We start from the raw sequence: 25,568 nt of genomic DNA, 5'->3' as shown, positions 1-25,568 counted from the left end.
TCTCTCCTTATCCGAGCTTCATGTTGCTGATGCCGACGATGCGGTTATAGAGCCAGTAGAGGGCGAGCACACCGGCCAGCAGAATGCCGCCAAGCGCCGCAGCGAGGCTCCAGTTCAGCGATTTCTTCATGTGGTATTCGATGATGTTACTGATCAGCTGGCCATCCTGACCACCGACCAGCGCCGGGGTGATGTAGTAGCCGATAGCGAGAATGAACACGAGGATCGAGCCCGCGCCCACGCCGGGGATTGTTTGCGGCAGATAGATCCTGCCGAAAGCAATTGCCGGGTTCGCGCCGAGCGAGCGAGCGGCGCGCATATGATCGCGCGGGATCGTCTTCATCACGCTGTAGAGCGGCAACACCATGAACGGCAGCAGGATGTGCGTCATGGCGATGAAGGTGCCGGTCATGTTGTAGATCATCTGTATTCGGTCGTCGGTCCCGACAATGCCCAGAGATACCAGTATGTCGTTGATCACCCCGTTGGTTTGCAGCAGCACGATCCATGAGGTGGTGCGCACCAGGAGCGAGGTCCAGAACGGTAGCAGGACGAAGATCATCAGCAGATTGCTGGTTCCCGAGGGCAATGTCGCGAGCAGATATGAGATCGGATAAGCAAGCGCAATGCAGGCAATCGTAACGCCGATCGAAACGAAGATCGTGCGTTCGAACAGGGTCACATAGATCTGCTTAATTTCAGGCTGGGCTACGATGTTGCCGTCCGGTGCCTGGGTCAGATCGAGTGCGTTCAGATAGGCGCGATAGGTATATGGGTCGCCGGCGAGCCTGATGATTTTCCAGGTATCCGTTTCGCCCCATCGCTTGTCGATCTTGATGAAGGCCTCTTTATAGGGCCCCGCGTCGACACGCTTGATACGGCGAACGGTCTTGTTCATCAGGGAGCGGAAACCGCTCTCGATATAATTCAGCCGGGTACCGGCCTTGCCGAGTTTGAAGCGGTTTTCCGGATCCGCCATCTCGGCCGCGAGAGAGGCATAGATTTCTTCGCTGGGCTGACCGACACCGTCCCATTGCTCAAGAATGGCGACGGTTTTCGGGAAAGCCTCGGAAACTTCCGGCGCTTCGATACTGCGGAACAGCATCATGCCGATGGGCAGGATGAAGGTCACCAGGATAAAGGCGAGCAACGGAGTGGTTAGCAGAAAGGCGCGCGCCTTGTTCATGCGGGTGGCCCGCGCGAGCGCTTGCTTCAGCGGCGTACCGTCCGCCGCGCGCATCAGGCCGTCATTTTCGGTGATTGCCGCCATGTCCCAGATCCTTCCAAACCGATCCTCAACCCCGGACCGGAGCTCGAGGTTGAGGATCGGTCGGGAGCGGCTCGCAAGCCGCTCCCGACCGGAAGTCGATTAGCCGGCGAGCCAGGCGTTGAAACGCTCGTTCAGCTCGTCGCCATAGTCAGCCCAGAATCCGAAGTCGTTCTGCAGCGGGTTCTTGAAGTTGACCGGAGCGGTCGGCATATGCGGCTGCATTGCCGGCGCAACCTTCGCGAAGGAAGATTTCCGGACCGGACCGTAGGAGATGTAGTTGGCCTGATCGGCAAGGCGCTCAGTGTCCGTGGCGAACTTCACGAAGTCCATCGCGGCAGCCTTGTTCTTGGAACCCTTCGGCATAACCCAGAGATCGATATCCCAGACCTGGCCGTCCCAGACGATGTCGAACGGCTTTTTCTCGTTCACGATCGCGTTGAAAAGACGACCGTTATAGGCGCTGGTCATCACAACTTCGCCGTCTGCGAGGAGCTGCGGCGGCTGCGCGCCGGCTTCCCACCAGACAACATCGTTCTTGATGGTGTCGAGCTTGGCGAAGGCGCGGTCGATACCGGCCGGAGTGGCCAGAACTTCATAGACCTTGTCGGCCGCAACGCCGTCCGCCATCAGGGCCCATTCCAGGTTCACCTTCGCGGTCTTACGCAGGCCGCGCTTGCCCGGAATTTTCTTCAGATCGAAGAAGTCGGCGATGGTGGTCGGCTTGGTCGCGACTTTGGTGGTGTCGTAGGAGTAGACCGTTGACCAGACGATTTGACCGACCGCGCACTCATGCAGGGTACCGGCAATGAAGTCGTCTTTCGCTGCGGTACCATCTGTGCCGGCCGGAAGTTCGCCCAGCGGCATCGGCTCGAGGATGCCTTCATCACAACCGCGAACAGCATCGGCCAGCTCGACGTCGACCAGATCCCAAGTCACGTTGCCGGCTTCCACCTGGGCACGGACTTCGGCGAGGCCGCCGTTATAGTCTTCTGAATTGATCTTGTTGCCGGTCTTGGCGATCCACGGCTCGTGGTAGGCCTTGACCTGGCTGTTCGTGTAAGCGCCGCCCCAGGAGACGACGGTAATGGTGTCGGCAGCCTGGGCCGCCGTGGTCAGACCGATGGCGGCGAGGCCGGCGATCAATAGCCTGGATGGTTTAATTGCGCTCATTTGCGAAGAACTCCCTGTTTCGGATGCACCCCTGGAATTGTCCGCGGCGGTGCCGCTTATTAAGAACCGGATGGGGGGGCCGGTCTCCTTGTTCCGTTCGCTGGACGCCTTATGCGTCCAGTGCCCGGCAATCGTCGATTTCCCAACCCACGCGCACATCGTCGCCCTTGGCGATCGAGGTGTTCGAGTGCGTGTTCGGAACCTTGACGATGAATTCGTCATCGCCACAACAGGCCATCCGGCACCGGATGTGGTCGCCGAGATAAATCAGCTCCAGCACCTTGGCGTCGAAGATGTTCGGCAGAGAGCCGGGCGCAGGGGCAAGCTGCACCCGCTCCGGCCGGATCGACAGGGTCGAAATATCGCCCTGGCCTGAAATATTGACCTTGAGTGACTGCACCGCATTGCCGGCGACTTCCACCGTGCACCCGGTACCGTTCACGGCGGTCACCTTGCCCGAAAGCCGGTTGTTCTCGCCGATGAACTGCGCCACGAAAGCATTATCCGGTCGCTCGTAAAGATCCGCCGGTTTTGCGAGCTGCTGGATCTTGCCGTCATTGAACACCGCGATGCGGTCCGACATGGTCAGCGCTTCGGACTGGTCATGCGTCACGTAGACGACCGACATGCCGAGATTTTCGTGGATGTGCTTGATCTCATACTGCATCTGCTCACGCAGATTCTTGTCGAGCGCACCGAGCGGCTCATCCATTAGCACCAGATCGGGCTCGAAGACGAGGGCGCGCGCCAGGGCTACACGTTGCTGCTGGCCACCGGAAAGCTGTGCCGGGCGCCGGTCGCCAAAAGCGCCGAGCTCGACCATGTCGAGTGCCCGGTTGACCTTCTGCTCGGTCTCGGCTTTCGTCAGTTTCCGAACCTCAAGCGGGAATGCGAGGTTTTCGGCGACGCTCATATGCGGGAACAGCGCGTAGTTCTGGAACACCATGCCGATGCCGCGCTTGTGCGGCGGCACATTGTTGAGCTCCGTGCCGCCAAGCATGATCTGGCCCTGGGTCGGTGTTTCGAACCCAGCCAACATCATCAGGCAGGTTGTTTTTCCCGAACCGGACGGACCCAACATGGTCAGGAACTCGCCGTTCTCAATGTCTAGGTTAAGGTCTTTGACGACGAGAATCTCACCGTCATAGGTCTTTTGAACGTTCTTAAATTGAACGAACGGCTGGTTGCCGTTTGCCATTGATTCTGCGCCCCTGTTCTGCCCTTGCGGTCGCGCGTTCCTCTCGCATACCGGCTTGGTGTCGTGTTGGTCACGATCTGACCCAAGCCTAACCACGCTCGTTCCCACTTGTCAAAGCGGTCGCGTCGATATGGACATAATCCGCCAAATTTTATGCAATCCCAACGTTCCGAATCCGACATCACCCGGTCGCTTTTCGTGAATTGCATGCGAAGAAATGGTGCCATCTCTGTTTCGGCAAAGAAATTCAACCGGCTGGCCGGTTTACGGGGGAATGGGCAAATGAAGACTCAGGCACGGGCAGTGGTGATCGGTGGCGGTGTGGTCGGGGTCAGCACCCTCTATCATCTGGCCAAGAAGGGCTGGAGCGACGTCGTTCTGCTTGAGCGCACCGAACTTACGGCAGGCTCGACCTGGCACGCGGCCGGTCTGCTGCCACTGTTCAACATGAGCTACAGCGTCGGCCAGCTGCACCAGTACTCGGTTGAGCTTTACAAGAAACTTGAGGAAGAAACCGGTCAGGCCGTCAGCTTCCATCAGACCGGCAACCTGCGCCTCGCCACCAACCGTGAGCGCATGGACGAGTACCGGAACTATCAGTGTACGGCGGAGACCATCGGTGTCGAGGCGCATCTGGTCGGTGTCGACGAGATAAAGAAGCTCTGGCCGCTGGCGATGACGGATGATCTCGTTGGCGCACTCTGGCATCCGTCCGACGGCCATATCGCGCCGGTGGATCTGACCATGGCGCTGGCCAAGGGCGCGCGGATGCACGGCGCGGAGATCTATCAGCAGACCCAGGTCACCGGTATCGAGCGCGAGAACAGTGAGTGGATCGTCAAGACCGACAAGGGCGATATCCGCTGCGAGCATGTGATCTGCGCGACCGGCAACTATGCTCGCACCACGGCCAAGATGGTTGGACTCGAAATCCCGGCCATCCCGGTTGAGCACCAGTACATCGTCACCGACGTGGACCCGACCCTGAAGGAATACCGCGAGGCCGGGAACCACGAGTTGCCGGTGCTGCGTGAATCCGATTCCCAGTATTATTTCCGTGAGGAACGGAACGGCTGGATTCTCGGGCCGTATGAGCGCCACGCTCCGGCCTGCTTCGTCGACGGTGTGCCGTCCACCTTCGAGAAAGACCTGTTCCCGGGCGACCTTGAGCGCCTGATGCCGCATGTCGAGGCCTGCATGGCTCGTGTGCCGTCCTTCGAGAATGCCGGCATCAAGGACATCGTGAACGGCCCGATCTCCTACACGCCGGACGGAAACCCGATGGTCGGCCCGGCTTTCGGTCTGGAGAACTTCTGGATTTCGGAAGGCCACAGCTTCGGCGTTACCGCCGCCGGCGGTGCCGGCTGGCAGCTTGCCAACTGGATCGTGGACGGGGAGCCGTCGGTCGACATGATCGGCGTCGACCCGCGCCGCTTCGGTGTCGTCTCCAAGAACTTCGCCAAGGTGAAGAACGAGGAAGCCTACGAGCACGTTTTCTTCAATCACTTCCCGATGGAAGAGCGCGAGGCGGGCCGCCCGGCCAAGACCACGCCTGCCTATCCGCGTCTGGACGATGCGGGTGCCGTCTGGGGCGCACGCTTCGGCTGGGAACGCCCTAACTGGTTCGCGCCGAAGGGTGTCGAGCGTAAGGATATCTATTCCTACCGCCGGTCCAACTGGTTCGAGCATGTCGGCAACGAAGTCCGCACCATGCGCGAGCGGGTCGGTCTGCTGGAGCTGTCCTCCTTTGCCAAGTACGAGGTCGAGGGGCCGGGCGCCCGCGAATGGCTGGACCGGATGGTGGCGAACGCCATTCCGAAAGGGCTTGGCCGGATCAATCTCTGCCATGCGCTGAACCCGTCGGGCTCGATCCGTTCCGAATTCACCATCACCCGGATGCCGGACGGTTTTTACGGCGAGCGCTTCTTTGTCATCGGCCCGGGTGCCGGGCACGATTACGATCTCGATTTCCTACAGAAGCGCCTGCCGCGCGACGGCTCTGTCTTCCTGACGGACATTACGACCCAGTACGGCGTCTTCGTTCTGGCTGGTCCGGACTCCCGCAAGGTGCTTCAGAAGCTGGCGGACGCGGATATCTCCAACGAAGCTTTCCCATGGCTGACCATGCAGGACATCCCGGTCGGCTATTGCCCGAGCGTGCGTGCCTTGCGTGTGAACTTCGTCGGCTCTCTCGGTTGGGAGCTGCATCACCCGATCGAATATCAATTGCATCTGTTCGATGCGCTGATGGAAGCCGGCAAGGAGTTCGATATCGGCCTCGTCGGCATGCGGGCGATGGACTCGATGCGCTTGGAGAAGACCTACCGTCTCTGGGGAACGGACCTGAACGCGGAGAACTCCCTGCTCGAAGCCGGCCTGAAACGCTTTGTGCGTCTGAATAAGGGCGAGTTCACCGGCCGCGACGCACTGGTCCGGCAGCAGGAAGAGGGTATTCCGAATACCTATTGCACCATCGAGATCGACGCGGCCGATGCAGATCCGTTCGGCAATGAGCCTGTCTTCATGGACGGCGAGGTTGTTGGCCGGGGCACCGCAGGCGGTTATGGCCACTATGTCGGCAAATCGCTGATGCTCGGCTACATTCGAACCGACAAGGCGGTGATCGGTGCCGAATGCAAGGTCCGCGTTCTGGACCAGCTTCGCCCGGCCCGGATCGTCGCCGAAAGCCCGTACGATCCGGACAATGAAGCCCTGAAGGCCTGATAGAGATGTGATCGCAGCCGGGTATTTAACAATGCCCGGTTGCGCTTTACCCCTTTCCTTCCGCCTGTTGCCTGCTAGATTTCCTCTCTGATGATCCGGAATGCCGCAAAGCGGCGAGAGAAAAAATAATTTCGGACATCGCAGGGACGCATGTGCATCAGAGACGGGAGACTATCCTTATGAATATCCGCACGATCGCGATTGCCGCGATGATGTCGACGACGATGTTGGTCGGCGCCGCCCACGCAGAGAAAGTGCTGCGCTGGACGAGCCAGGGTGACGCCCTGACGCTTGACCCGATGGGCCAGAACGAAGGCCCGACCAACAGCATGAACGGCCAGATCTACGAGCCGCTCGTCAACCGCGATCGGGACATGGTCCTGGAGCCGGGGCTTGCCGAGAGCTGGAAGCCGCTGGGAGCGACCGGTTGGGAATTCAAACTCCGCAAGGGCGTGAAATTCCATGACGGCGCGGACTTCAACGCGGAAGATGTTGCATTCAGCATCGCGCGCGCGCAGGCGCAAAGCTCCGACTTCAAGGAGCAGGTGAAGTCGATCAAGGAAGTGAAGATCATTGACGACCACACGGTCCAGTTCCTGACCGACGGTCCGAACCCGATCCTGCCGAACGAGATTACCAACCTCTACATGATGGACAAGGGCTGGTCGGAGAAGCACAACGTCACCGTGCCGCAGGAATTCGAGGCAGGCGAAGAGACCTACGCCGTCCGCAACACCAACGGTACTGGTCCGTTCGTCGTCGATCAGCGCCTGCCGGATGAGTTGACGGTTCTGGTGAAGAACCCGAACTGGTGGGGCGCGGCGAATGCCGAGCACAATATTGACAAGATCGAGTACCGCCCGATCAAGAACGCTGCAACCCGCGTGGCGGCGCTGCTTTCCGGTGAGGTCGATTTCGTGCTCGATCCGCCGCTGCAGGATCTGAAACGTATCGATTCCACCGCCGAGCTGAAGACGGTGACGGTGAACCAGATCAGGACCATTTTCTTCGGTATGGATCAGGGTGTCGCCGAACTGCGCAACTCGGACGTCAAGGGCAAGAACCCGTTCCAGGACAAGCGTGTGCGCCAGGCCTTCTACCAGGCACTCGATGTTGCCGCGATCCAGCGTGTGGTCATGGAAGGTCTTTCCTTCCCGGCCGGTATCATCACGTCCCCGGGCGTGCATGGTTTCACCAAGGAACTCGATGCACGGCGGCCGTTTGATCCGGCGGCGGCCAAGGGCCTGCTTGCTGACGCGGGCTATCCGAACGGTTTCACCATCCAGCTCGACTGCCCGAACAACCGCTATAACAACGACGAAAAGATCTGTCAGGCGGCGGTGGCCATGCTGGCGAAGATCGGCGTGACGGTTAAGCTCGACGCCATTCCGAAGAGCCAGCATTTCCCGAAAATCAAGAACCGGGTCAGCGACTTCTACATGCTGGGCTGGGGGGTGCCGACGCTCGATTCGCACTATGTCTTCAGCTACTTGCTGCACAGCAAGGGCAGCTGGAACGGTACCGGTTTCGCCAATGCAAGGGTTGACGAGCTGACGGATACCTTTGCCGTCGAGACCGACCTCGCCAAACGCGACAAGATGATCGCCGAGGCATGGAGCATCGTGAAGGACGAAATCGTCTACCTGCCAATCCATCACCAAGTCATCGGCTGGGGCATGTCGACGAAGCTCGATCTTCCGATCACTCCGAATGACTCGCCGCAGTTCCGCTGGGCGAAACTGCAGTAACAGCTTGCCGGGTTTCGAGGGCGGCGGTATATCCGCCGCCCTTAACCTTCCGGGCACCTAAAAACAGTTTCAGGCGAGCCGCACACGTATGATCACTTATATTGCGCGCCGCATGCTGCAGGCCCTTGTGGTCATGGCTGCGGTGTCTTTCATTTCCTTTTCGCTCTTCAACTATGTTGGCGATCCGGTCGACAACATGGTCGGCCAGGAAGCAACGCTTGAAGACCGGCAGCGGATCCGCGAGGTGCTTGGCCTCGAGGACCCGTTCTTCGTCCAGTATGCCCGCTTCATGCAAAACGCCTTGCAGGGCGAGTTCGGTCTTTCCTACCGGACCAAGCGGTCCGTGACGGAGATGATCGCCGAACGGATTCCGGCGACGCTGGAGCTGGTCTTTGTCTCTGCATTGATAGCGCTCGGTCTGGGTATCCCGCTCGGCGTGTTCACGGGGATCAACCGGACCAGCTGGATCAGCAAGGCGGTGCTGACTGTCTCCCTTGTCGGGGTCAGTTTGCCGACCTTCATTATCGGCATCAGCCTGATCTATATTTTCGCCGTGAATATGGGCGTCTTGCCATCTTCCGGCCGCGCCGGAACCGTCGCGCTCGGTGGCTGGAAGACAAGTCTGCTGACTGTGGATGGCTGGCGCAGCATCCTGCTGCCGGCGCTCACTCTCAGTCTTTTCCAGGTGACCATGATCCTCCGGCTGGTGCGGGCCGAAATGCTCGAGATCATGCGCACCGATTTCATAAAGTTCGCCCGTGCGCGTGGCCTGCCGGAAAACCGGATCAATTATAACCACGCGCTGAAGAACACGCTGGTGCCCGTCATCACGATCATCGGCCTCAATATTGGCGGCCTGATCGCGTTCTCCCTCATTACTGAGACCGTGTTCCAGTGGCCGGGCACCGGGTTGATGTTCATCCAGGCGGTGGACTTCGTCGATGTGCCGATCATGGCCGCCTATCTCTGTTTCGTGGCGCTGATCTTCGTCACCATCAATCTTGTGGTCGATATTCTCTATTTCGTTATCGATCCGCGTCTGCGCGCCGAGGGAGGGCACTAACCCATGGCGATTCAACAGGATGAAAAGAAACCGGGACTCTGGGCGCGTCTGAACGACAACGATATCGCCTATTCCTTCTTCCATTCCCCGATCGCCATGGCGGCGGCTTTTGTCACGGCTCTGATCGTGCTGTCGTCCTTCGGTGCGCCGCTCATTGCGCCGTTCGATCCGTTCGATCCGGCGCAGATCTCGCTTTGGGACGGCAAGAAGCCGCCAGCCTGGGAAGTTGGAGGCGATCCCGCCTACTTGCTCGGCACGGACAATCAGGGCCGGGATATGCTTTCGACCATCCTTTATGGTGGCCGGATTTCCTTGCTGGTCGGGTTTGCCTCGGTGTTTCTCGGCATGTTTCTTGGTGTCGCGCTTGGCGTGATCAGCGGCTATGTCGGCGGCTGGTTCGAGACCCTTATCATGCGGCTTGCCGATATCCAGCTGACCATTCCGGGGATCCTGACGGCGATTCTCATAAACGGCATTCTACGGTCTGTGTTGCCGCCGGAGCTGCGTGACGAAATGGCGATCTATGTCGTCATCCTCGCCATCGGCCTCAGTGACTGGCCGCAATTCGCCCGGGTTGCCCGAGGGGCGACGTTGGTCGAGGCCCGGAAAGAATATATCCAGGCGGCACGGGTCATCGGTCTGCGGCCCGCACTGGTCATGGCGCGTCACATCGTGCCGAACGTGATGCGCCCGGTGCTGGTGCTCGCGACCATCGGTCTCGCGCTTGCGATCATCTCTGAGGCGACGTTGAGTTTCCTTGGGCAGGGAGTGCCGCCGACGACGCCGTCGCTCGGGACGCTGATCCGGGTCGGAAACGAGTACCTGTTCTCCGGGCTTTGGTGGATCACCTTCTTCCCGGCCATCGCGCTGGTCGTGCTTGTCCTCGCCGTCAATCTGCTTGGCGACTGGCTGCGCGACACGCTCAACCCGAAACTCCGGTGATCGCCCGATGAGCCTGCTTGAATTCAAGAATATGACCGTGGAGTTTCCGACCCGGCGTGGCGTTTTCACGGCTGTCCAGGACGTAAGCCTGTCGGTCGATCCGGGCGAGATCCTCGGGGTGGTCGGGGAATCCGGCGCCGGCAAATCGACCATCGGAAATGCGGTCATCGGCCTGTTGGAGCCGCCGGGCCGCCTCGCCGGCGGCGAGATCTATCTCAAGGGCAGCCGGATCGACAATCTGGACGAGGACGCGTTGCGGGCGATCCGCGGCAAGCGGATCGGCATGATCTTTCAGGACCCGCTGACATCGCTCGACCCGCTGCAGACTGTCGAGCAGCAGCTGATGGAAACGATCCAGCTGCATCTTAAGCAGAGCGACGAGGAAGCGCGGGCGAGCGCCGTGAGCCTGCTCGACCGCGTCGGCATCCCTGATCCCGCGATCAGGATCAAGCAGTACCCGCATCAGTTCTCAGGCGGCATGCGCCAGCGCGTGGTGATCGCGCTCGCCCTGTGCGCGGACCCGGAAGTGATTATCGCGGACGAGCCGACAACCGCGCTCGACGTCTCCATCCAGGCGCAGATCCTGGAGCTGATGCGCGAGCTGTGCCGCGAGCGGTCCGTGGGCATGATTCTGATCACCCATGATATGGGGGTGATCGCCGATGTGACCGACCGGGTCGCGGTCATGTACCGCTCCCGTCTTGTCGAGGAAGGCCCGACGGAAAAAATCCTCGGAGACCCGGACCACGATTATACCAAGAGCCTGATCAGCGCCGTGCCGCGGCCTGATGTGCGTCTCGCCCGGTTCCCGGTGGTCGAATATATCGAGAGCGCCGGTGACCGGCGGGACAGTATTGATGTCGCTACCCACTGGCTCGGCGCCGGGCAGACGGAATCGGGCGGCGAGACAATGCTCCGGGTCGAGGATCTGCATGTCCGCTTCCTCACCAAATTCTCCTTTCTCAAGAAGAACCGGATCTATCTCGATGCGGTCGACAGGGTTTCCTTCGATATCCGGCAAGGGGAGGTGTTCGGTCTTGTCGGCGAGAGCGGAAGCGGGAAGTCGACCATCGCCCGGGCCATCGCCGGCCTTTACAAGCCGGCTGGCGGTCATATCCACTTTGCCGGTGCCGATCTCACCGAGGTCAGGACAGAGTCGGAGATGGATCGCTACCGGCGGCAAATGCAGATGATTTTCCAGGACCCTTTCTCGTCGCTGAACCCGCGCATGAAGGTGCTGGATATCGTCGCCGAGCCGATCCGTTTCCATGGCCTCGCCTCGGGCGGTGCGGAAACCCGGCAGATCGTCATGGACCTGCTGGAGCATGTCGGTCTCGGGGCCGAGGCGGCGCGGAAATACCCGCATGAATTTTCCGGCGGTCAGCGTCAGCGTATTTCCATTGCCCGTGCCCTCGCCACGCGTCCGCGCTTCCTGATCTGCGACGAGCCGACCTCTGCGCTCGACGTCTCGATCCAGGCCCAGATCCTCAACCTGCTGAAGGATCTGCAGGCCGAACTCGGTCTCACCATGCTTTTCATCAGTCACGACCTGCCGGTGATCCGGCAGATGTGCGACCGGGTCGGGGTGATGCGGCACGGCAAGCTGCTGGAAGTGGCGGAGACTGAAACCTTGTTCGAATCGCCGCAGCATGAATACTCGCGGCATCTGCTCGATCTGATGCCGAGGCTCGAGGTGCTGTCGCACGAGTTGATCGCTGGGCTGGAGATGGCCGACTAAAGAGCGCAGCTTCTCGTGCTGCGGCGTCTGCCGCTTGACAGAGCCGCGGCGCGGTCGCACCTGTGCATGAGATCATTTTGAAAGTCGGGACCGGTCATGGCCGAATATATCGAGCTGAAAAGCAGGGGCGTATTGTCGGTCAGCGGGCCGGATGCGCGGAAATTCCTGCAGGGACTTGTCTCCAACGATGTCGAGAAGGTCTCGCTGGAACGGTCGATCCATGCCGCTTTCCTGACTGCCCAGGGTAAATATCTTTTCGATTTCATGATTGCCGAAGTCGATGGCGCGCTGCTGCTGGATTGCGAAGCGGGCCGGCTGGCCGATTTCCAGAAACGGTTGAAGCTTTACAAGCTGCGCTCCGACGTCACCGTCGAGGACGTGAGCGCCCAGTTCAGTGTGCTTGCCATTACCGGGGATGATGTCTCGAAAACGCTGGGTATAGATGCTGGGACGGGGGCGGCGAAAGCCGTTGAGGGCGGCGCGGTATTCACCGATCCGCGCCATGCCGGGCTCGGCGCCCGGGCGATCATTGGCACAGACAAGCTGGAAGGTTTCATCGCCGCGCCCGGCCTTACCGAAGGCACGCAGGAAGCGTACGACCTTGCCCGTATCAAGCTCGGCGTGCCGGACGGCACCCGGGACATGCAGCTCGAGAAAACCATTCTTCTCGAAGCCGGGTTCGACGAGCTGAACGGCGTCGACTGGAAGAAGGGCTGCTACATGGGGCAGGAGCTGACGGCCCGGACCAAATATCGCGGTCTGGTCAAGCGCCGCCTTATGCCGGTGCGTATTCTCGATGGCGATATGCCCGCGCCGGGCACGCCCGTGATGCGCGATGACCGGGAGGTCGGCGAGATCCGCTCAGGCGCCGGAACCATGGCGCTGGCCATGCTGCGGGTGAACGTCCTCGAGGATCTGGAGCATGCCGTGCTCAGCGCCGGGGGCAGCACCGTGCTGCCGGTAAAGCCGGACTGGGCGACGTTTTAAGTCACCTCTTGGTCTTCAGTGATTCTGGGAATCAATTTACGCTTCTGAGTAGCCTTTTTGCCTCTTCAAGGCATCCCGGGTAACAAACTCTATTTTTTGTGCATGTTCGGTCGCGCATAATATTCAGCACATCCAAGGGTGTCCGGCCGTGTTTGTCTTTTGCATCCTTGTTGACGCCTGCCGCGATAAATCTTTTCATGATGTCGATTACTGGGCTGTGCCGGTCCGGTGAGCCATAGGGGCGGCATTCATGATTGATCGACAGCAGGATCGTATGGAGCGCATTTCTACCGTCTTTGTTAATCAGGGTTGGATCGGCTCCATGATCCAATAGGAGATTCATCATGTCTGTATTAGGGGTTTTTACGAAGCCAAAATCATAAGATTCGATAGCTGCTTGCAAAGGCGTCCATGTTTTATTCTTAATTGTTCTTGGTGTCTCAAGCTCCATCCCTTTGCCGATTAAATATTCCGTCATTGTTATGTCTACACAGTCATAAGGCGAAATTATTACCGAATATATGGTTGGGTTGGAGAATTCGCCGGTGATTTTGTTCTGAGGGCCATTTATTTCCGCGCCGTGCTCAAGAAGAAGGTCCACTATCTCGTAAACTGAATTTCTCCATTCGTCGCAGTGTTTTCTGTGATCCGAAAAATCAATGCCACGCGCTGTGAAGTAATCTGGTCCCGACTGAAAGACGAGGCTCAGAGGAAATGAAGATGGTGATTTTACTGACCCGAGGTTGGGGTCCGCTCCATTGGCAAGAAGAAGCCTTACTGCCGCAGCATCGGCCCGCTGTGTTGACAATAATAGCGCTGTTGTCCCGTTGCGGCCCAATCGAACGTCGATGAGCGGAATGTCATCGAGAAAACTTTGCGTTATCGGGAGGGCCTCTCCCCTTGCGCGCGCTTCTAATAAATCTTCCTTCAGGCTGTCGAACTGCTTCTGAACTCTTTTGAGTTCATGATGCTCATCGGTCACCTCTCCTGGCCATGCGCTGCTTCCATCATTGAAAACTTCAAGCTTTCCCTGGGCGAAAGCGCCGCTTGTGAACAGCCAGAGGCACAGGAAAACTGAACCGACAATTCTGCTGGATTTCTGAAGCATTGGGACGACTGAACCGGTTATGTTGTGGACCGTTAATGAAAAATGCCTACGGCACTCGTTAATACCAAACCGTCACGTTAAACTCTAAAGCACATTCTTATCGGTTGAGGCGATGCCGATTTACAATTCGCGGCGGCGCGGCACCATTACTGTGCCGGCTGTTCGCTTGTGCGAGATGGCTGGCGGGCCTAGCGTGGGCCCGTGTCCAAGTTCATTGTTTTCAAACAGTATGTCGCCCGCCTGCCGGCTCCGGTTCGCGGGGTCCTCCTCATGGCGCTTGCTGCGGCCATGTTCGTCTGCATGCACGCGATCATCCGCGATCTCGGCAAGAACGCGGAGTTGCATCCTTTCGAGATTGCCTTCTTCCGTTCCTTCCTCGGCCTGTTTGTTCTGGCCCCGCTGCTGATCCGCCAGCGCTTCCGGCCGCTCCACACCAACAATATGAAACTGCTGTTTCTGCGCGGCGCGGTGAATGCGGCGGCGATGCTGATGTTTTTCTACGGCCTCTCGATTACGCCGCTGGCCGAGGCGACTGCTCTGGGCTTTACCGCACCGCTCTTCGCCACCCTGCTGGCCATGCTGTTCCTGGGCGAAGTCGTGCGGATCAGGCGGTGGATCGCGATCCTGATCGGCTTTGCCGGTACGCTGGTGATCATCCAGCCCGGCGTGACGGAGGTCGGCCTCGGCCCGATCCTGATTCTCTCCGCTACAATTGTCTGGTCCTTCGCACTGATCATCATAAAGTTCCTGACCCGGACCGAATCCAGCGTCACCATCACCGTCTATGCCTCGATTTTTCTGTCGCCCTTCACACTTGTCGCCGCCAGCTTCTTCTGGCGCTGGCCGACGGTGGAGGAGGCGGGCTGGCTCTGTCTGATCGCCGTTCTCGGTACCATTGCCCAGGTCGCGATGAACCAGTCCCTGAAGCTTGCCGATGCCTCGGTCGTTCTGCCGGTGGATTTCAGCAAGTTGATCTGGGCGGCGTTCATTGGCTTTTTCATTTTTGACGAATTGCCGGACCTCTATACCTGGATCGGCGGGGCGATGATTTTCTTCAGCACCACCTATATCGCCATCCGCGAGTCGCGCCTGAAAAAGCAGGCGGTGCCGGCCAGCGACAAGTCGTCCGGTTGACCGGGAGGCTCATCCCGCGCATAAGCAGGCCAAATTTCCGCAACTCTTTCTGAGAACGGGTCCCGAAAGATGGCTGACGATCTCGTACGTATCTCCCGCGCGCTCATTTCCGTTTCCGACAAGACCGGCCTGATCGAGCTCGGCAAGGCGCTGACGGCGCATGGCGTCGAGATCCTCTCGACCGGCGGTACCGCCAAGGCGCTGGCCGAGGCTGGTGTGCCCGTGAAAGAGGTCGCGGACCATACCGGCTTCCCGGAAATCATGGACGGGCGGGTGAAGACCCTGCATCCGGCGATCCATGGCGGCCTGCTTGCCCTGCGCGACAATCCGGAACATGTCGCAGCGATGGAAAAGCACGAGATCGCGCCGATTGACCTGCTGGTGGTCAACCTCTACCCGTTCGAAAGCACTCTGGCTTCCGGCGCCGGGTATGACGATTGCGTCGAGAATATCGATATCGGCGGCCCGGCCATGATCCGCGCTGCCTCCAAGAATCACGGCCATGTTGCCACGGTGGTCGATCCGGAAGATTACGCGGACCTGATCGCTGAGCTGGACGCGAACAAGGGCGGGACGACCTACGCGCTGCGCCGCAAGCTGGCCTCGGTCGCCTATGCCCGCACGGCCGCTTATGACAGCGCCATCTCCACCTGGCTGGCGGGTGAGATCGGCGACACCTATCCGCGCCGCATCACCTTCTCCGGTGCCGCGCCGAAAATCATGCGTTATGGCGAGAACCCGCATCAGTCCGCCGCCTATTACAGCAGCGGCGATCCGCGCCCGGGCGTCGGCAATGCCGAGCAGATCCAGGGTAAGGAGCTGAGCTTCAACAATCTGAATGACACGGACGCCGCCTTCGAGCTGGTCGCCGAGTTCGACGCGCAGCCCGCCATCGCCATCATCAAGCACGCCAATCCGTGCGGCGTCGCGGTCGGGGACGATCTTGTCTCTGCCTACCAGCGTGCCTTTGCCTGCGACACGGTCAGCGCCTTCGGCGGCATCATCGCCGCCAACCGGACGCTCGACGGCGCCACGGCGGAAGAGATTTCCAAGATCTTCACCGAGGTGATCATCGCGCCGGACGCGGATGAAGACGCCCGCAAGGTGCTGGCGGCGAAAAAGAACCTTCGTCTGCTGCTGACCCACGGCATGCCGGACCCGAGCGTTGCTGCACGCACCGTGCGCAATGTCGCCGGTGGTTATCTGGTGCAGGACAAAGATAATGGCCGGGTGACGGCTGCCGACCTCAAAGTCGTCACCAAGCGCCAGCCGACCGAGCAGGAGCTGGCCGACATGCTGATGGCCTTCCGGGTCTGCAAGCATGTGAAATCGAACGCGATCATCTATGTGAAGGACGGCGCCACGGTTGGCATCGGCGCGGGTCAGATGAGCCGGGTCGACAGCGCCCGCATCGCCGCCTCCAAGTCCCGCGACATGGCGGAAGCCGCCGGCGCGAGCCAGCCCGGCACAATCGGCTCCGTCGTCGCCTCCGATGCCTTCTTTCCCTTCGCCGACGGCTTGCTCTCAGCGGCAGAAGCCGGCGCCACGGCGGTGATCCAGCCGGGCGGCTCCATGCGGGACGACGAAGTGATCGAGGCGGCGGACGAGAAGAACCTCGCCATGGTCATGACCGGGATGCGTCACTTCCGGCACTGAGATCGGGATCATGAAACCGGAGGCCCCTTCCGAACCCGGCCTGACGGAAGGCGAAGATGCAAATAGTGCGGAGCTGGAGCGTCTCCGGCAGGAGTTCGCAGAGTGGGAGCGTAAACGGCAGCGGTACGGTACGATTGCTGCCGCCCTGTTCTACACTTTCATCGGCTGCATCATCCTCCCTCTGCTCGGAGGGTTCGCGGGGATTTTATCCGGCGGAATCGCAGTCTTCTTCATGGCGTTGGCGGGCTGTTGTTTTCTCGGTATCAAGCTCCTTATCCATATCCTTCCGAAAGACCCGTTCCGGCGAGTCAAGAAGTACATCCTCAAGCACCTCGGCTACAGATACAGCAAGGATGCTCACCGATTTCCGCTTCGGCAATTCGAGCGCCTCTACCTCTTGTCGGAGCATCTGAGATACAAACTCTCGGATATTGTCGAAGGTGACTTTGCCGGTGTGAAAGCAATGGCTTGCAAGGCGAAGAATTTCCAGGAGTCCAGAAAAGGCGACCGGCTTGAGGTGCGTGGCAATCAGGCGAACTTGCTTAACGTCCTGCATGCAGCATCCCGTTCGTCCGGGAAGTTCGAAGGGGGACTGATCGTCGCCGAATTTCCCAAGCCGTTCCAGAGTCGGGCAACGGTGCTGCCGAAGAATCTTCAGCCGCATTCACTGCTCTCGGGGCTCTTTCAGGGAGTAGGCGAACGGGTGGAGCTTGAATCCGAAGACTTCAACGATTCTTTCCTGGCCTACTCGACGGATCAGGTTGAAGCCCGCTATCTGCTGACGCCATCGATGATCGATAGGATTTTGCGCCTGAGGTCGATATTCCGAGCCGAGGTCGGCATCGGTTTCTCGGGCGGCAAGATTCATATCGCCATGAACGACGGACGGGAATGGTTCGTGGATCCGGGTATGGGGCGGGAGGTGACCGACCCGGCCTATTTGGATGATATCAGGGAGGATCTGGAATATGTCGGCGCGATCCTGCGGGAGCTGAACCTCGGGGCGTCCAGCCGGGTTTAAGGACAGCCTAAAGTTGGGCCAGAGGCATTCCGTGGCTGCACATTACGGAGAATAACTCATAGACTGATACGTCGGCGGCATGCTTCTCCCCGCAGGAGTGTGCCGCAGTTTTTTGACCCTTTGGGGGAGGTCTTTCGATGGATCCAATGATCGTCTACGGCGTGCCGGCCATCATCTGTATCGGTCTCTATTTCTGGTATGCCTCGATCATCTCGCGCAAGAACAAGGCGCTGGAGGCTCTGTCCTCCGTCGACGTGCAGCTGCAGAAGCGGTTCGACCTCGTTCCCAACATTCTGAAGCTGGCGCAGCGTTTCATGGATCATGAGAAGGAGCTGCTGACGCGTGTCGTCGAGCTTCGCGCCAAGGTACAGCAACCCTACAGTCCGACCGATCCAACGGAACTTGCCGCGCATCTGGAAGCCTCGCAGGCCCTCGAAACCGGCCTTGGCCGCCTCTTCGCGCTGGCGGAGAATTATCCGGACCTGAAATCCGATGCGACGATCATCCGGGCGCAGGAAACCTATGAAGAGGTCGAGGGGCATATCTCTGCCGCGCGGCGATATTACAACGCAGCCGTGAGCGATCTGAACAATGCGGTCGAGATCTTTCCCGGCAGCGTGATCGCGGGTTTTGCCAGGGTGAAGACGATGCCCTTCTACGAGATCGATAATCCGGAATGGCGCAAGCCGGTGGATGTTGATTCGGTGATGCGCTTGTGAGCGGGTCGGTTCCCCTGTTCAGCTCAGTACGGGCTGCCGAACCGTCCGGTCCATCCGTTACGGACGATCGTGACGTCTTCGTTGCGAAATGGAACCGTATTCGGCCTGAGATTGAAAAATGGGAGGCGGACCTCCGCAAGCGGCGGAGAATGGTCCAAATTCTCCTAGCTGTGTTCGGTTGTCTCATTCTGTCGTCATTCCTTCTATTTGGGGGCACGGACGGTGAACCGTTGCCTGCCGGCACAACGGGAACGGTAAAGACCTGCATCAATGGCAAATGCACGGAAAGGCCTATGCAGCCGGGCGAGGGAGCTTTCATGGGTTTCGTCATTCTGGGGGGCTTTGCCTGTTTCGGGGCGATGTTCTTGGTGGCGAAAGGGGTGTCCGACTTTGGACCATGGCGGGCCAAGGCCTGCGTGTTCGAGCATCTCGGAATTTTCTATGATCGGAGAGCGCAGAAGTTCCCGTTTCAGCGATTTGAACAGCTTTATCTCGTGCCCTCACGGGCGGATTTTCGGATCGCGGATCATATTGAAGGCGTGATCGACGGAGTGGGGGCGGAGATTTGCAAGGCGGAGAAGATCGAAAAGAAGCGCCGCAAGAGGTCGTCTTTCCGAGTCGGCGGATTCGACCTATCCGGCGCTCTCCGCAGATCTCGTGCGTCTGACAGGTTCGTGGGTGGTCTGATCGTTGCCGATTGCCCCAAGCCGTTTCATGGGCGGACTGTTGTCCTGCCGAACGATCTCCATCCCCGCAATCTGTTCTCCGGTGCCTTCCAGAATATCGGCGAGAGGGTTGAGCTTGAGTCGGACGATTTCAACAGCGCTTTCATTGTCTATTCAACCGATCAGGTGGAAGCCCGCTACCTGTTGACACCGACGATGATGGAACGGCTGCTGCGGCTCCGAAAGCCGACAGTACGGGAGTTGACCCTTGGTTTCGATGACGGGAAGGTCTGGATCGCCTTCAATGACCGGCGGGACTGGTTCCCGGACCCGGGCGTAAACGGCGATGCCGCCGATCCGGCCTATCTCGACGAGATGAAAAAAGAACTCGACTATATCGCGGTCATTTTCCGCGAGCTGGATCTGGCGACGACGAGCAAAACCTGAAAGCGCCGCTCTTGGCCTTCTACTGATGCCGCAGCGCGTGCTTGGCGATCTTCGCCATCACCGACGGCAGTCCCGCTTCCCCGATCTTCTCCACCGGATGCCAGAAACTGTCCGGCGGGCGCGTACCCGTGGCCCGGCTCCGATAGATTGTCAGTTCCAGATGGAAATGCGTGAAGGTGTGGCGGACCATGCCGGGCAGTTCCGTCCATTTCGCCTTGATCGGGGCTTCGGCGAGGGATTGGTGCAGCGGGTGTTCCGCCTCGCGCCAATCGCTTGACGGGATTTCCACCATGCCGCCGAGCAAGCCCTTTTGCGGCCGTCTTCGGAGCAGGATGTCTCCACGGCCGTTGACGATCCAGAAGGCGACGCCCTTGCGGGTAGGCTTTGGGGCTTTCTTTTTCTTCTTCGGCAGCTCTTCAGCGATTCCGGTGATCCGCCCCTCGCAGGATGCGCTCCACGGACAAGTCAGGCATTTCGGTTTGCGCGGGGTGCAGATGGTGGCGCCGAGATCCATTACTGCCTGGGCGTAGTCGCCGGGCCTTTGCTGTGGAGTGAGCGCGGCGGAGAGGCGTTTCAGCTCCGGCTTGGCGTCGGGCAGCGGGATTTCGACCGCATGCATCCGGGCCATCACCCGCTCGAAATTGCCGTCCACGGGTGTTGCCGGAATGTCGAAGGCGATGGCGGCAATGGCGGCGGCGGTATAGGCGCCGATTCCCGGCAGCTCCAGCAGGGCGTCTTCGGTGTCGGGGAAACGGCCGCCATGAAGATCGCGGACAACGCCGGCGCATTTATGCAGGTTGCGGGCGCGAGCGTAGTAGCCGAGCCCGGCCCATTCCGCGAGCACGTCTTCCTGCGGCGCTTCGGCCAGCGCGATGACGCTCGGCCAGCGCTCCAGAAACCGTGTGAAATAAGGCCCGACGACCACCACGGTGGTCTGCTGCAGCATGATTTCGCTGAGCCAGACATGATAGGGATCGGCTTGGACTCCCGGCTCGGCGCGCCAGGGCAGACGGCGGCGGTGCCGGTCGTACCAGTCGAGCAGAAGGCCGGGCAGGATTTCAGGCGTGGTCACGTGTATGTTATTTCCGTTGGGTCAGGCGCGCGAGCCCTTACATTAGTGCGCAGGGGGAGCGCGGCAATGTCCGAGAAGACGGCAGCAGACAAAACAATACAACCGTCAACGTGGCGCCGCCGTATCGGCGGCCTTGCGCGGCTTGCCGCCGTTGCGCCGACGCTCAGTGACAAGGCGCTCCGCCGCCGCGGTTTCGCCGAATCGCGCATTATCAGCGATTGGCCGGCGATCGTCGGTGAGGTGCTCTCACTGCAATGCGCGCCTGAAAAGATGGTTTTCGCCAGAGGCGCCACCGGCGGCGGCACGCTGCATCTGCGTGTTGTCGGGGCGGCGGCGCTGGAAATCCAGCATCAGATCCCGGTTCTGATCGAACGCATCAATATGGTCTTCGGTTACAGCGCCATTGCACGTATTGCCCTGAAGCAGGGCCCGCTGCCGAAACGGCGCGAGAGCCTGCGGCCGAAACTGCGGCCGTTGAAGCCGGAAGAGGTCAAGCAGGTCACGGACAGCGTCGCCGGGGTCGAGCGCAGCGATCTGAGGCAGGCGCTGGAGGATCTCGGCAAGGCGGTGGTTGCTGCCGGTGCCAAAGGGGTTTCCAGGAAACGGACTAATTCCTGACATGATTGGCCTGCAAAGTGTCCGGTCAGGGCGCCCACAGGGCGGAAAACCGCATCGTGCGGTCACATTGTTGCGGACTGGGAAAAGCCGCATTAATATTCAACATATTGTAACAGGAGGCCAATAGTGCGCCGTAGAACGCTAAATCTTGTGTTGGGTCTTGGGTTGATCGCACCCTTCACTGCCGGGTTGCCGCTGCAGGCTCTGGCTGCTGGAGTGGACATGGAGGCAGCGCGTGCGCCCCGGGTGATCGGCAACCCGGATGCTAAGGTTTCGATCGTTGAGTATTTCTCGATGACCTGCCCGCACTGCGCCCGATTCCACACCGAAGTGCTTCCGAAGCTGAAGGAAGCCTATGTCGATACCGGCAAGGTGAAGATCGAGTTCAAGGATTTCCCGCTCGACCAGTGGGCGCTCCGCGCTTCCGCCATGGCCCGCTGCCTCGACGGCAAACGCTATGTCGCCATGGTCGATCTGCTGATGAAGAAGCAGGCCGACTGGGCGCGCAGCGAAAACCCCTTCACTGAGCTGGTCAAGCTGGGCAGGCTCGCCGGGCTTTCCGAAGCGCGTGTGGAGGAATGCATGACCGACGAGAAGCTGCTGGATTACATCCTGAACGAGCGTCTCGCGGCGACCAAGGATCACGACATCAAGTCGACCCCGTCTTTCCTCATGAATGGACGCAAGCTGGACGATGTGTTCAGCTTTGAGTCCTTCGAGGAGGCGATTGCGGACGCGCTCTAGGGCGCTCTCCGCAACATGCTGGGGCTGGGTAAGGAGCGTCTAACGGTTGCATCTTTCTAAGCTACGTCTTTCAGGCTTCAAGTCCTTTGTCGATCCGACCGAACTGTTGATCGAGGAGGGCATGACGGGAGTTGTCGGGCCGAACGGCTGCGGCAAGTCGAATCTCGTCGAAGCTCTAAGATGGGTGATGGGAGAGACCTCTGCCAAGCAGATGCGCGGCGGGGAGATGGATGACGTTATATTTGGCGGCACGACTGGCCGCCCGGCGCGCAATCTCGCCGAAGTCGGCCTGTTGGTGAATAACGAGGACCGCAAGGCTCCCGCCGCCCTCAACGATGCGCCGGAGCTGGAAGTGATCCGGCGCATCGAACGCAACAAGGGCTCCGCCTACCGGGTCAATGGCCGGGAAGTGCGGGCCCGCGATGTGCAGCTTCTCTTCGCCGATGCCGGTACCGGCGCCCGCTCCGCCGGGCTGGTCAGCCAGGGCCGGATCGGCGCCATCATCAACGCGAAACCGTCGGAACGCCGCATCCTGCTGGAAGAGGCGGCGAATATCCGCGGCCTTTACGCGCGTCGGCGCGAAGCTGAGCTGCGTCTGCGGGCGGCGGAAACCAATCTCGAACGGCTTGAGGATGTCCTGAAAGCGCTGGAAGGCCAGTTGCACGGGCTGCGTCAGCAGGCAAAGCAGGCTCAGCGTTACCGCACTGTCGCCGAGCAGATGCGCTCGGCCGAATCGGTGCTACTGCACCGGCGCTGGGAAGCGACCAGGGAAGAGCGCGCTGTCGCCGGGAAGGCGGTGGCCGAAGCGGGTGACGCTGTGGCGGCGGCGACCCGCAAGGCGGCTGAGGCGAGCACCATCCAGACCGAGACAGCGGCCAGTCTGCCGTCGCTGCGCGAGGATGAGGCAAAGGCGGCGGCCGAATTGCAGCGCCTGACCCTCGCGCGGGCCGAACTCGACAATGAAGAACGTCGCATCGTCACCGCGAAGAGCGAGGCGGAACTGCGCCTGCGTCAGATCGCCGACGATCTGGAGCGTGAGCAGTTGTTGTCCGCCGATGCGGAAGAGGCGCTGGAACGGCTGAAGGCCGAACATGCCGAGATTGCCATGGCTCGCGAGGGCGAGGCTGAAGCGCAGGCCGAGGCCAGCGAGGTGCTCGCCGAGATCAACCGTGCCGCCGATGCGCTGGAAGTTAAGCTTTCCGGGATGACGGAACATATCGCGACGACCGAGGCGCGGCGGGCCAGCCTGCAACGCCAGGCCCGGATGGCGCGGGAGCAGATAGAGCGACTCACGCGGCAGATTGCAGGGCTTGAGGATAATCGGAAGCGGTTGCAGGAATCGGCGGCCGGTCCGGGAGAAGTCGAGGCGGCGGAGCTGGCCGTAACGGAGGCTGAGGCCGCGCTTGAAGCGGCGCGTTCGGCCGCTGACGGCTCTGAAGCTGCCCGGGAGGCCGCATCGGAAGCTGAGGGTGCTGCCCGCGAGGCCTTGCAACAAGTTGAAGCCGGATTGGCGAAGCTGACGGCGGAGGCCGGTGCACTCGAACAATTGCTGTCCGGTGACGGCGAAGATGGTGATGCGGCGCCGATTCTCGATTCCGTTTCTGCCGAGCCGGGCTATGAGACCGCGCTCGGTGCCGCGCTCGGCGACGATCTGACCGCACCGCTGTCCGAATCGGGCGGCGATCATGTGCGCTACTGGAGCGGAAAGTCCGGAGCTGATTCCGGAAGCTCCCTGCCGGACAGTGTCGAGCCCCTGGCAACGCGTGTGCAAGGACCGGCCGCTCTGGCGCGCCGTCTTGCGGCAACCGGCGTGGTCGCGGACTTCGAGACTGCGCAGGCGCTGCAACCCGCTCTGAGGGACGGCCAGCGTCTCGTCAGCCAGGATGGCGGGCTATGCCGCTGGGACGGCTTTGTTGTCGCTCCCGGGGCGCCGAGCAGTGCCGCGATCCGGCTTCAGCAGCGGAACCGGTTGGGCGCCCTGCGGTCTGAAATCGCGTCGGTGGAGACGGGCCGGGCGGAGGCGAGCGAGCGATTCGACGCGGCCCGAACCTCGCAGCGGGAAGCCGCGGATGCTGAAAAGGCGGCGCGCGAAGCGATGCGCTCGGCCTTCAGCGAAAGTGAAACGGCGCGGACCCGGCGCTCAAAGCTGGCGGCTTTGCTCGCTGAGATCGATTCGAAGCTCTCCGCCATCGACGATACCAAGGTGCGGTACGAGGGCGAGATCGAGGAGGCCGAGGGCCAGCTTGTGTCCGCCGAGGCGGCAGAGGTCGAGCTTGATGATGTCGCGACCCTGCGGGCCGAGAGCGCCGCGCTTCGGCAGGAGCTGGCGGACAAGCGCAACGCACTGGCGGAAGCCCGAAGCGCCCACGATAGTTTGGTACGGGAGGCGGAAGTCCGGCGGACCCGGTTGTCCGCCATCGATGGCGAGCTCCGCTCCTGGTCGGACCGGAACGAACGGGCCGCGTCGCGTAAGGAAGAGCTGACTGAGCGGCAGATCGCGGAACGGACGGATATCGCCCGGCTGGAAGCGCGCCCGGCGGAAATCGAGACCCAGCGCAAGGCTCTGATCGATCAGATCACCCAGTCGGAGGCCAAGCGTAAGCAGGCGTCGGACGTGCTGAGCGAAGCCGAGACGCGCCAGCGAACAGCCGATGAAGTGGCGCGTCAGGCGGAACGGGAGCTGGCGGAGGCGCGCGAGACGCATATCCGGGCCGAAGGCGCGCTGGAGCAGGTCAACCAGGCGACCAATGCCCTGCGTGAGAGGATCGTCGAGCGTCTGAAATGCCGCCCGGACGAGATCCTGGCGAAAGCCGGGATCGATCCCGACGGCCCGTTGCCGGATGCGGAGGAGGTAAGCAACCGGCTGGAGAGGCTCACCCGGGAGCGGGAGCGGATCGGGGCTGTGAACCTGCGGGCGGAGCAGGAAGTCGCGGAGCTGGAGCAGAGAATCGCCGGCATGGAGAGTGAGCGGGACGATCTGATCCAGGCGATCTCCCGGCTGCGCGGCGCGATCCAGACCCTGAACCGTGAGGGAAGGGAGCGGTTGCTCGAATCCTTCGAACGGGTGAATGCGCATTTCAAGGATCTGTTCAGCCGGCTGTTCGGTGGTGGCCAGGCGCATTTGAAGATGGTCGAGGATGACGATCCGCTGGATGCCGGCTTGGAAATCATGGCCAGCCCGCCGGGCAAGAAGATGCAGGTCATGTCGCTGTTGTCCGGTGGGGAGCAGGCCCTGACCGCGGTGGCGCTGGTTTTCGCCGCGTTTCTGACCAATCCGTCGCCGATCTGCGTGCTCGACGAGGTCGATGCGCCGCTGGACGATACGAACGTCGACCGCTTCTGCACGCTGTTGCAGGAAATCAGCAAGACCACGGGCACCCGCTTTCTGGTCATTACCCACCATCGCCTGACCATGGCACGGATGGACCGTCTGTTCGGCGTGACCATGGCCGAGAGGGGCGTCAGCCAGCTTGTTTCGGTCGATTTGGCGGGCGCGGTGGAGCTTCGCGACGTCGTTTAGAGAGCCGCATTGCACGCGCCTTTC

The 25,568-nt window shown here is 60.7% G+C and carries 19 protein-coding genes; 14 read left to right on the top strand and 5 right to left on the bottom strand.

All coding sequences use genetic code 11. The annotated features are described in order from the left end of the window. Window positions 1-7: 7 nt before the first annotated feature. From K328_RS0113680 to K328_RS0113670, 3 genes are all read right to left on the bottom strand, one after another. Window positions 8-1,270: an ABC transporter permease gene (locus K328_RS0113680; protein WP_028466455.1), complete on the bottom strand. Its 1,263-nt coding sequence runs from the start codon at window positions 1,268-1,270 to the stop codon at window positions 8-10. A 99-nt stretch (window positions 1,271-1,369) separates the two neighbouring features. Next, window positions 1,370-2,440: a polyamine ABC transporter substrate-binding protein gene (locus K328_RS0113675; RefSeq protein WP_036554302.1), complete on the bottom strand. Its 1,071-nt coding sequence runs from the start codon at window positions 2,438-2,440 to the stop codon at window positions 1,370-1,372. A gap of 109 nt (window positions 2,441-2,549) precedes the next feature. Further along, the gene (locus K328_RS0113670; RefSeq protein ID WP_028466453.1) at window positions 2,550-3,638 is read right to left on the bottom strand and encodes an ABC transporter ATP-binding protein; all 1,089 of its coding nucleotides are present in this window, start codon (window positions 3,636-3,638) and stop codon (window positions 2,550-2,552) included. 282 nt (window positions 3,639-3,920) lie between these two features. Between K328_RS0113670 and K328_RS0113665 the strand changes: the two genes are divergently transcribed. The 6 genes from K328_RS0113665 (at window position 3,921) to ygfZ (ending at window position 12,840) form a co-directional block, all read left to right on the top strand. Then, on the top strand, window positions 3,921-6,362 hold the full coding sequence (locus tag K328_RS0113665; RefSeq protein ID WP_028466452.1) for a GcvT family protein: 2,442 nt from the start codon (window positions 3,921-3,923) through the stop codon (window positions 6,360-6,362). Between the two features lie 179 nt (window positions 6,363-6,541). Next, window positions 6,542-8,110 (top strand): ABC transporter substrate-binding protein, encoded by a 1,569-nt coding sequence (locus K328_RS0113660; protein WP_028466451.1) that lies wholly within the window; start codon window positions 6,542-6,544, stop codon window positions 8,108-8,110. 88 nt (window positions 8,111-8,198) lie between these two features. Further along, on the top strand, window positions 8,199-9,173 hold the full coding sequence (locus K328_RS0113655; protein ID WP_028466450.1) for an ABC transporter permease: 975 nt from the start codon (window positions 8,199-8,201) through the stop codon (window positions 9,171-9,173). A 3-nt stretch (window positions 9,174-9,176) separates the two neighbouring features. After that, a complete protein-coding gene (locus K328_RS0113650; RefSeq protein ID WP_051284901.1) occupies window positions 9,177-10,115 on the top strand; it encodes an ABC transporter permease in 939 nt (312 codons plus the stop codon). Between the two features lie 7 nt (window positions 10,116-10,122). Further along, the gene (locus tag K328_RS0113645) at window positions 10,123-11,853 is read left to right on the top strand and encodes an ABC transporter ATP-binding protein (protein WP_028466448.1); all 1,731 of its coding nucleotides are present in this window, start codon (window positions 10,123-10,125) and stop codon (window positions 11,851-11,853) included. Window positions 11,854-11,949: 96 nt separating this feature from the next. Next, on the top strand, window positions 11,950-12,840 hold the full coding sequence (gene ygfZ / locus K328_RS0113640; protein ID WP_028466447.1) for a CAF17-like 4Fe-4S cluster assembly/insertion protein YgfZ: 891 nt from the start codon (window positions 11,950-11,952) through the stop codon (window positions 12,838-12,840). Between the two features lie 31 nt (window positions 12,841-12,871). Here the strand turns inward: ygfZ and K328_RS0113635 are convergent, their stop codons facing one another. Then, window positions 12,872-13,948 (bottom strand): ankyrin repeat domain-containing protein, encoded by a 1,077-nt coding sequence (locus K328_RS0113635; protein WP_156901350.1) that lies wholly within the window; start codon window positions 13,946-13,948, stop codon window positions 12,872-12,874. A gap of 201 nt (window positions 13,949-14,149) precedes the next feature. Here K328_RS0113635 and K328_RS0113630 point away from each other — a divergent pair, with 201 nt between their 5' ends. From K328_RS0113630 to K328_RS25875, 5 genes are all read left to right on the top strand, one after another. Continuing rightward, window positions 14,150-15,082, top strand: coding sequence for a DMT family transporter (locus tag K328_RS0113630; RefSeq protein WP_245577541.1), 933 nt, complete (start codon window positions 14,150-14,152; stop codon window positions 15,080-15,082). A 69-nt stretch (window positions 15,083-15,151) separates the two neighbouring features. Further along, complete coding sequence (gene purH / locus K328_RS0113625) at window positions 15,152-16,738, top strand: bifunctional phosphoribosylaminoimidazolecarboxamide formyltransferase/IMP cyclohydrolase (protein WP_028466444.1); 1,587 nt, start codon at window positions 15,152-15,154, stop codon at window positions 16,736-16,738. A 10-nt stretch (window positions 16,739-16,748) separates the two neighbouring features. Then, window positions 16,749-17,759, top strand: a complete 1,011-nt coding sequence (locus K328_RS0113620; RefSeq protein ID WP_028466443.1) for a DUF3137 domain-containing protein — start codon at window positions 16,749-16,751, stop codon at window positions 17,757-17,759. A gap of 137 nt (window positions 17,760-17,896) precedes the next feature. Continuing rightward, window positions 17,897-18,478, top strand: a complete 582-nt coding sequence (locus K328_RS0113615; RefSeq protein ID WP_028466442.1) for a LemA family protein — start codon at window positions 17,897-17,899, stop codon at window positions 18,476-18,478. A gap of 317 nt (window positions 18,479-18,795) precedes the next feature. Beyond that, window positions 18,796-19,590, top strand: a complete 795-nt coding sequence (locus K328_RS25875; protein WP_169721211.1) for a DUF3137 domain-containing protein — start codon at window positions 18,796-18,798, stop codon at window positions 19,588-19,590. 19 nt (window positions 19,591-19,609) lie between these two features. Here K328_RS25875 and mutY read toward each other — a convergent pair whose 3' ends face one another. Further along, entirely contained in the window at window positions 19,610-20,668 is a 1,059-nt protein-coding gene (gene mutY / locus K328_RS0113605; RefSeq protein WP_051284899.1) for an A/G-specific adenine glycosylase, read from the bottom strand. 60 nt (window positions 20,669-20,728) lie between these two features. On the opposite strand from mutY, the gene K328_RS24040 reads away from it, so the two are divergent. From K328_RS24040 to smc, 3 genes are all read left to right on the top strand, one after another. Continuing rightward, the gene (locus tag K328_RS24040; protein ID WP_051284898.1) at window positions 20,729-21,280 is read left to right on the top strand and encodes a DUF721 domain-containing protein; all 552 of its coding nucleotides are present in this window, start codon (window positions 20,729-20,731) and stop codon (window positions 21,278-21,280) included. Window positions 21,281-21,406: 126 nt separating this feature from the next. Then, window positions 21,407-22,024 (top strand): DsbA family protein, encoded by a 618-nt coding sequence (locus tag K328_RS24035; protein WP_205620663.1) that lies wholly within the window; start codon window positions 21,407-21,409, stop codon window positions 22,022-22,024. A 46-nt stretch (window positions 22,025-22,070) separates the two neighbouring features. Continuing rightward, entirely contained in the window at window positions 22,071-25,544 is a 3,474-nt protein-coding gene (gene smc, locus K328_RS0113590) for a chromosome segregation protein SMC (RefSeq protein ID WP_028466440.1), read from the top strand. Window positions 25,545-25,568: the final 24 nt, after the last annotated feature.

Origin of the sequence: Nisaea denitrificans DSM 18348, from assembly GCF_000426505.1 — a bacterium.
Taxonomy (GTDB): Bacteria; Pseudomonadota; Alphaproteobacteria; order Thalassobaculales; family Thalassobaculaceae; genus Nisaea; species Nisaea denitrificans.
Note: the sequence above shows the minus strand (reverse complement) of the source record. Positions and strands in the feature narration are given on the sequence as shown.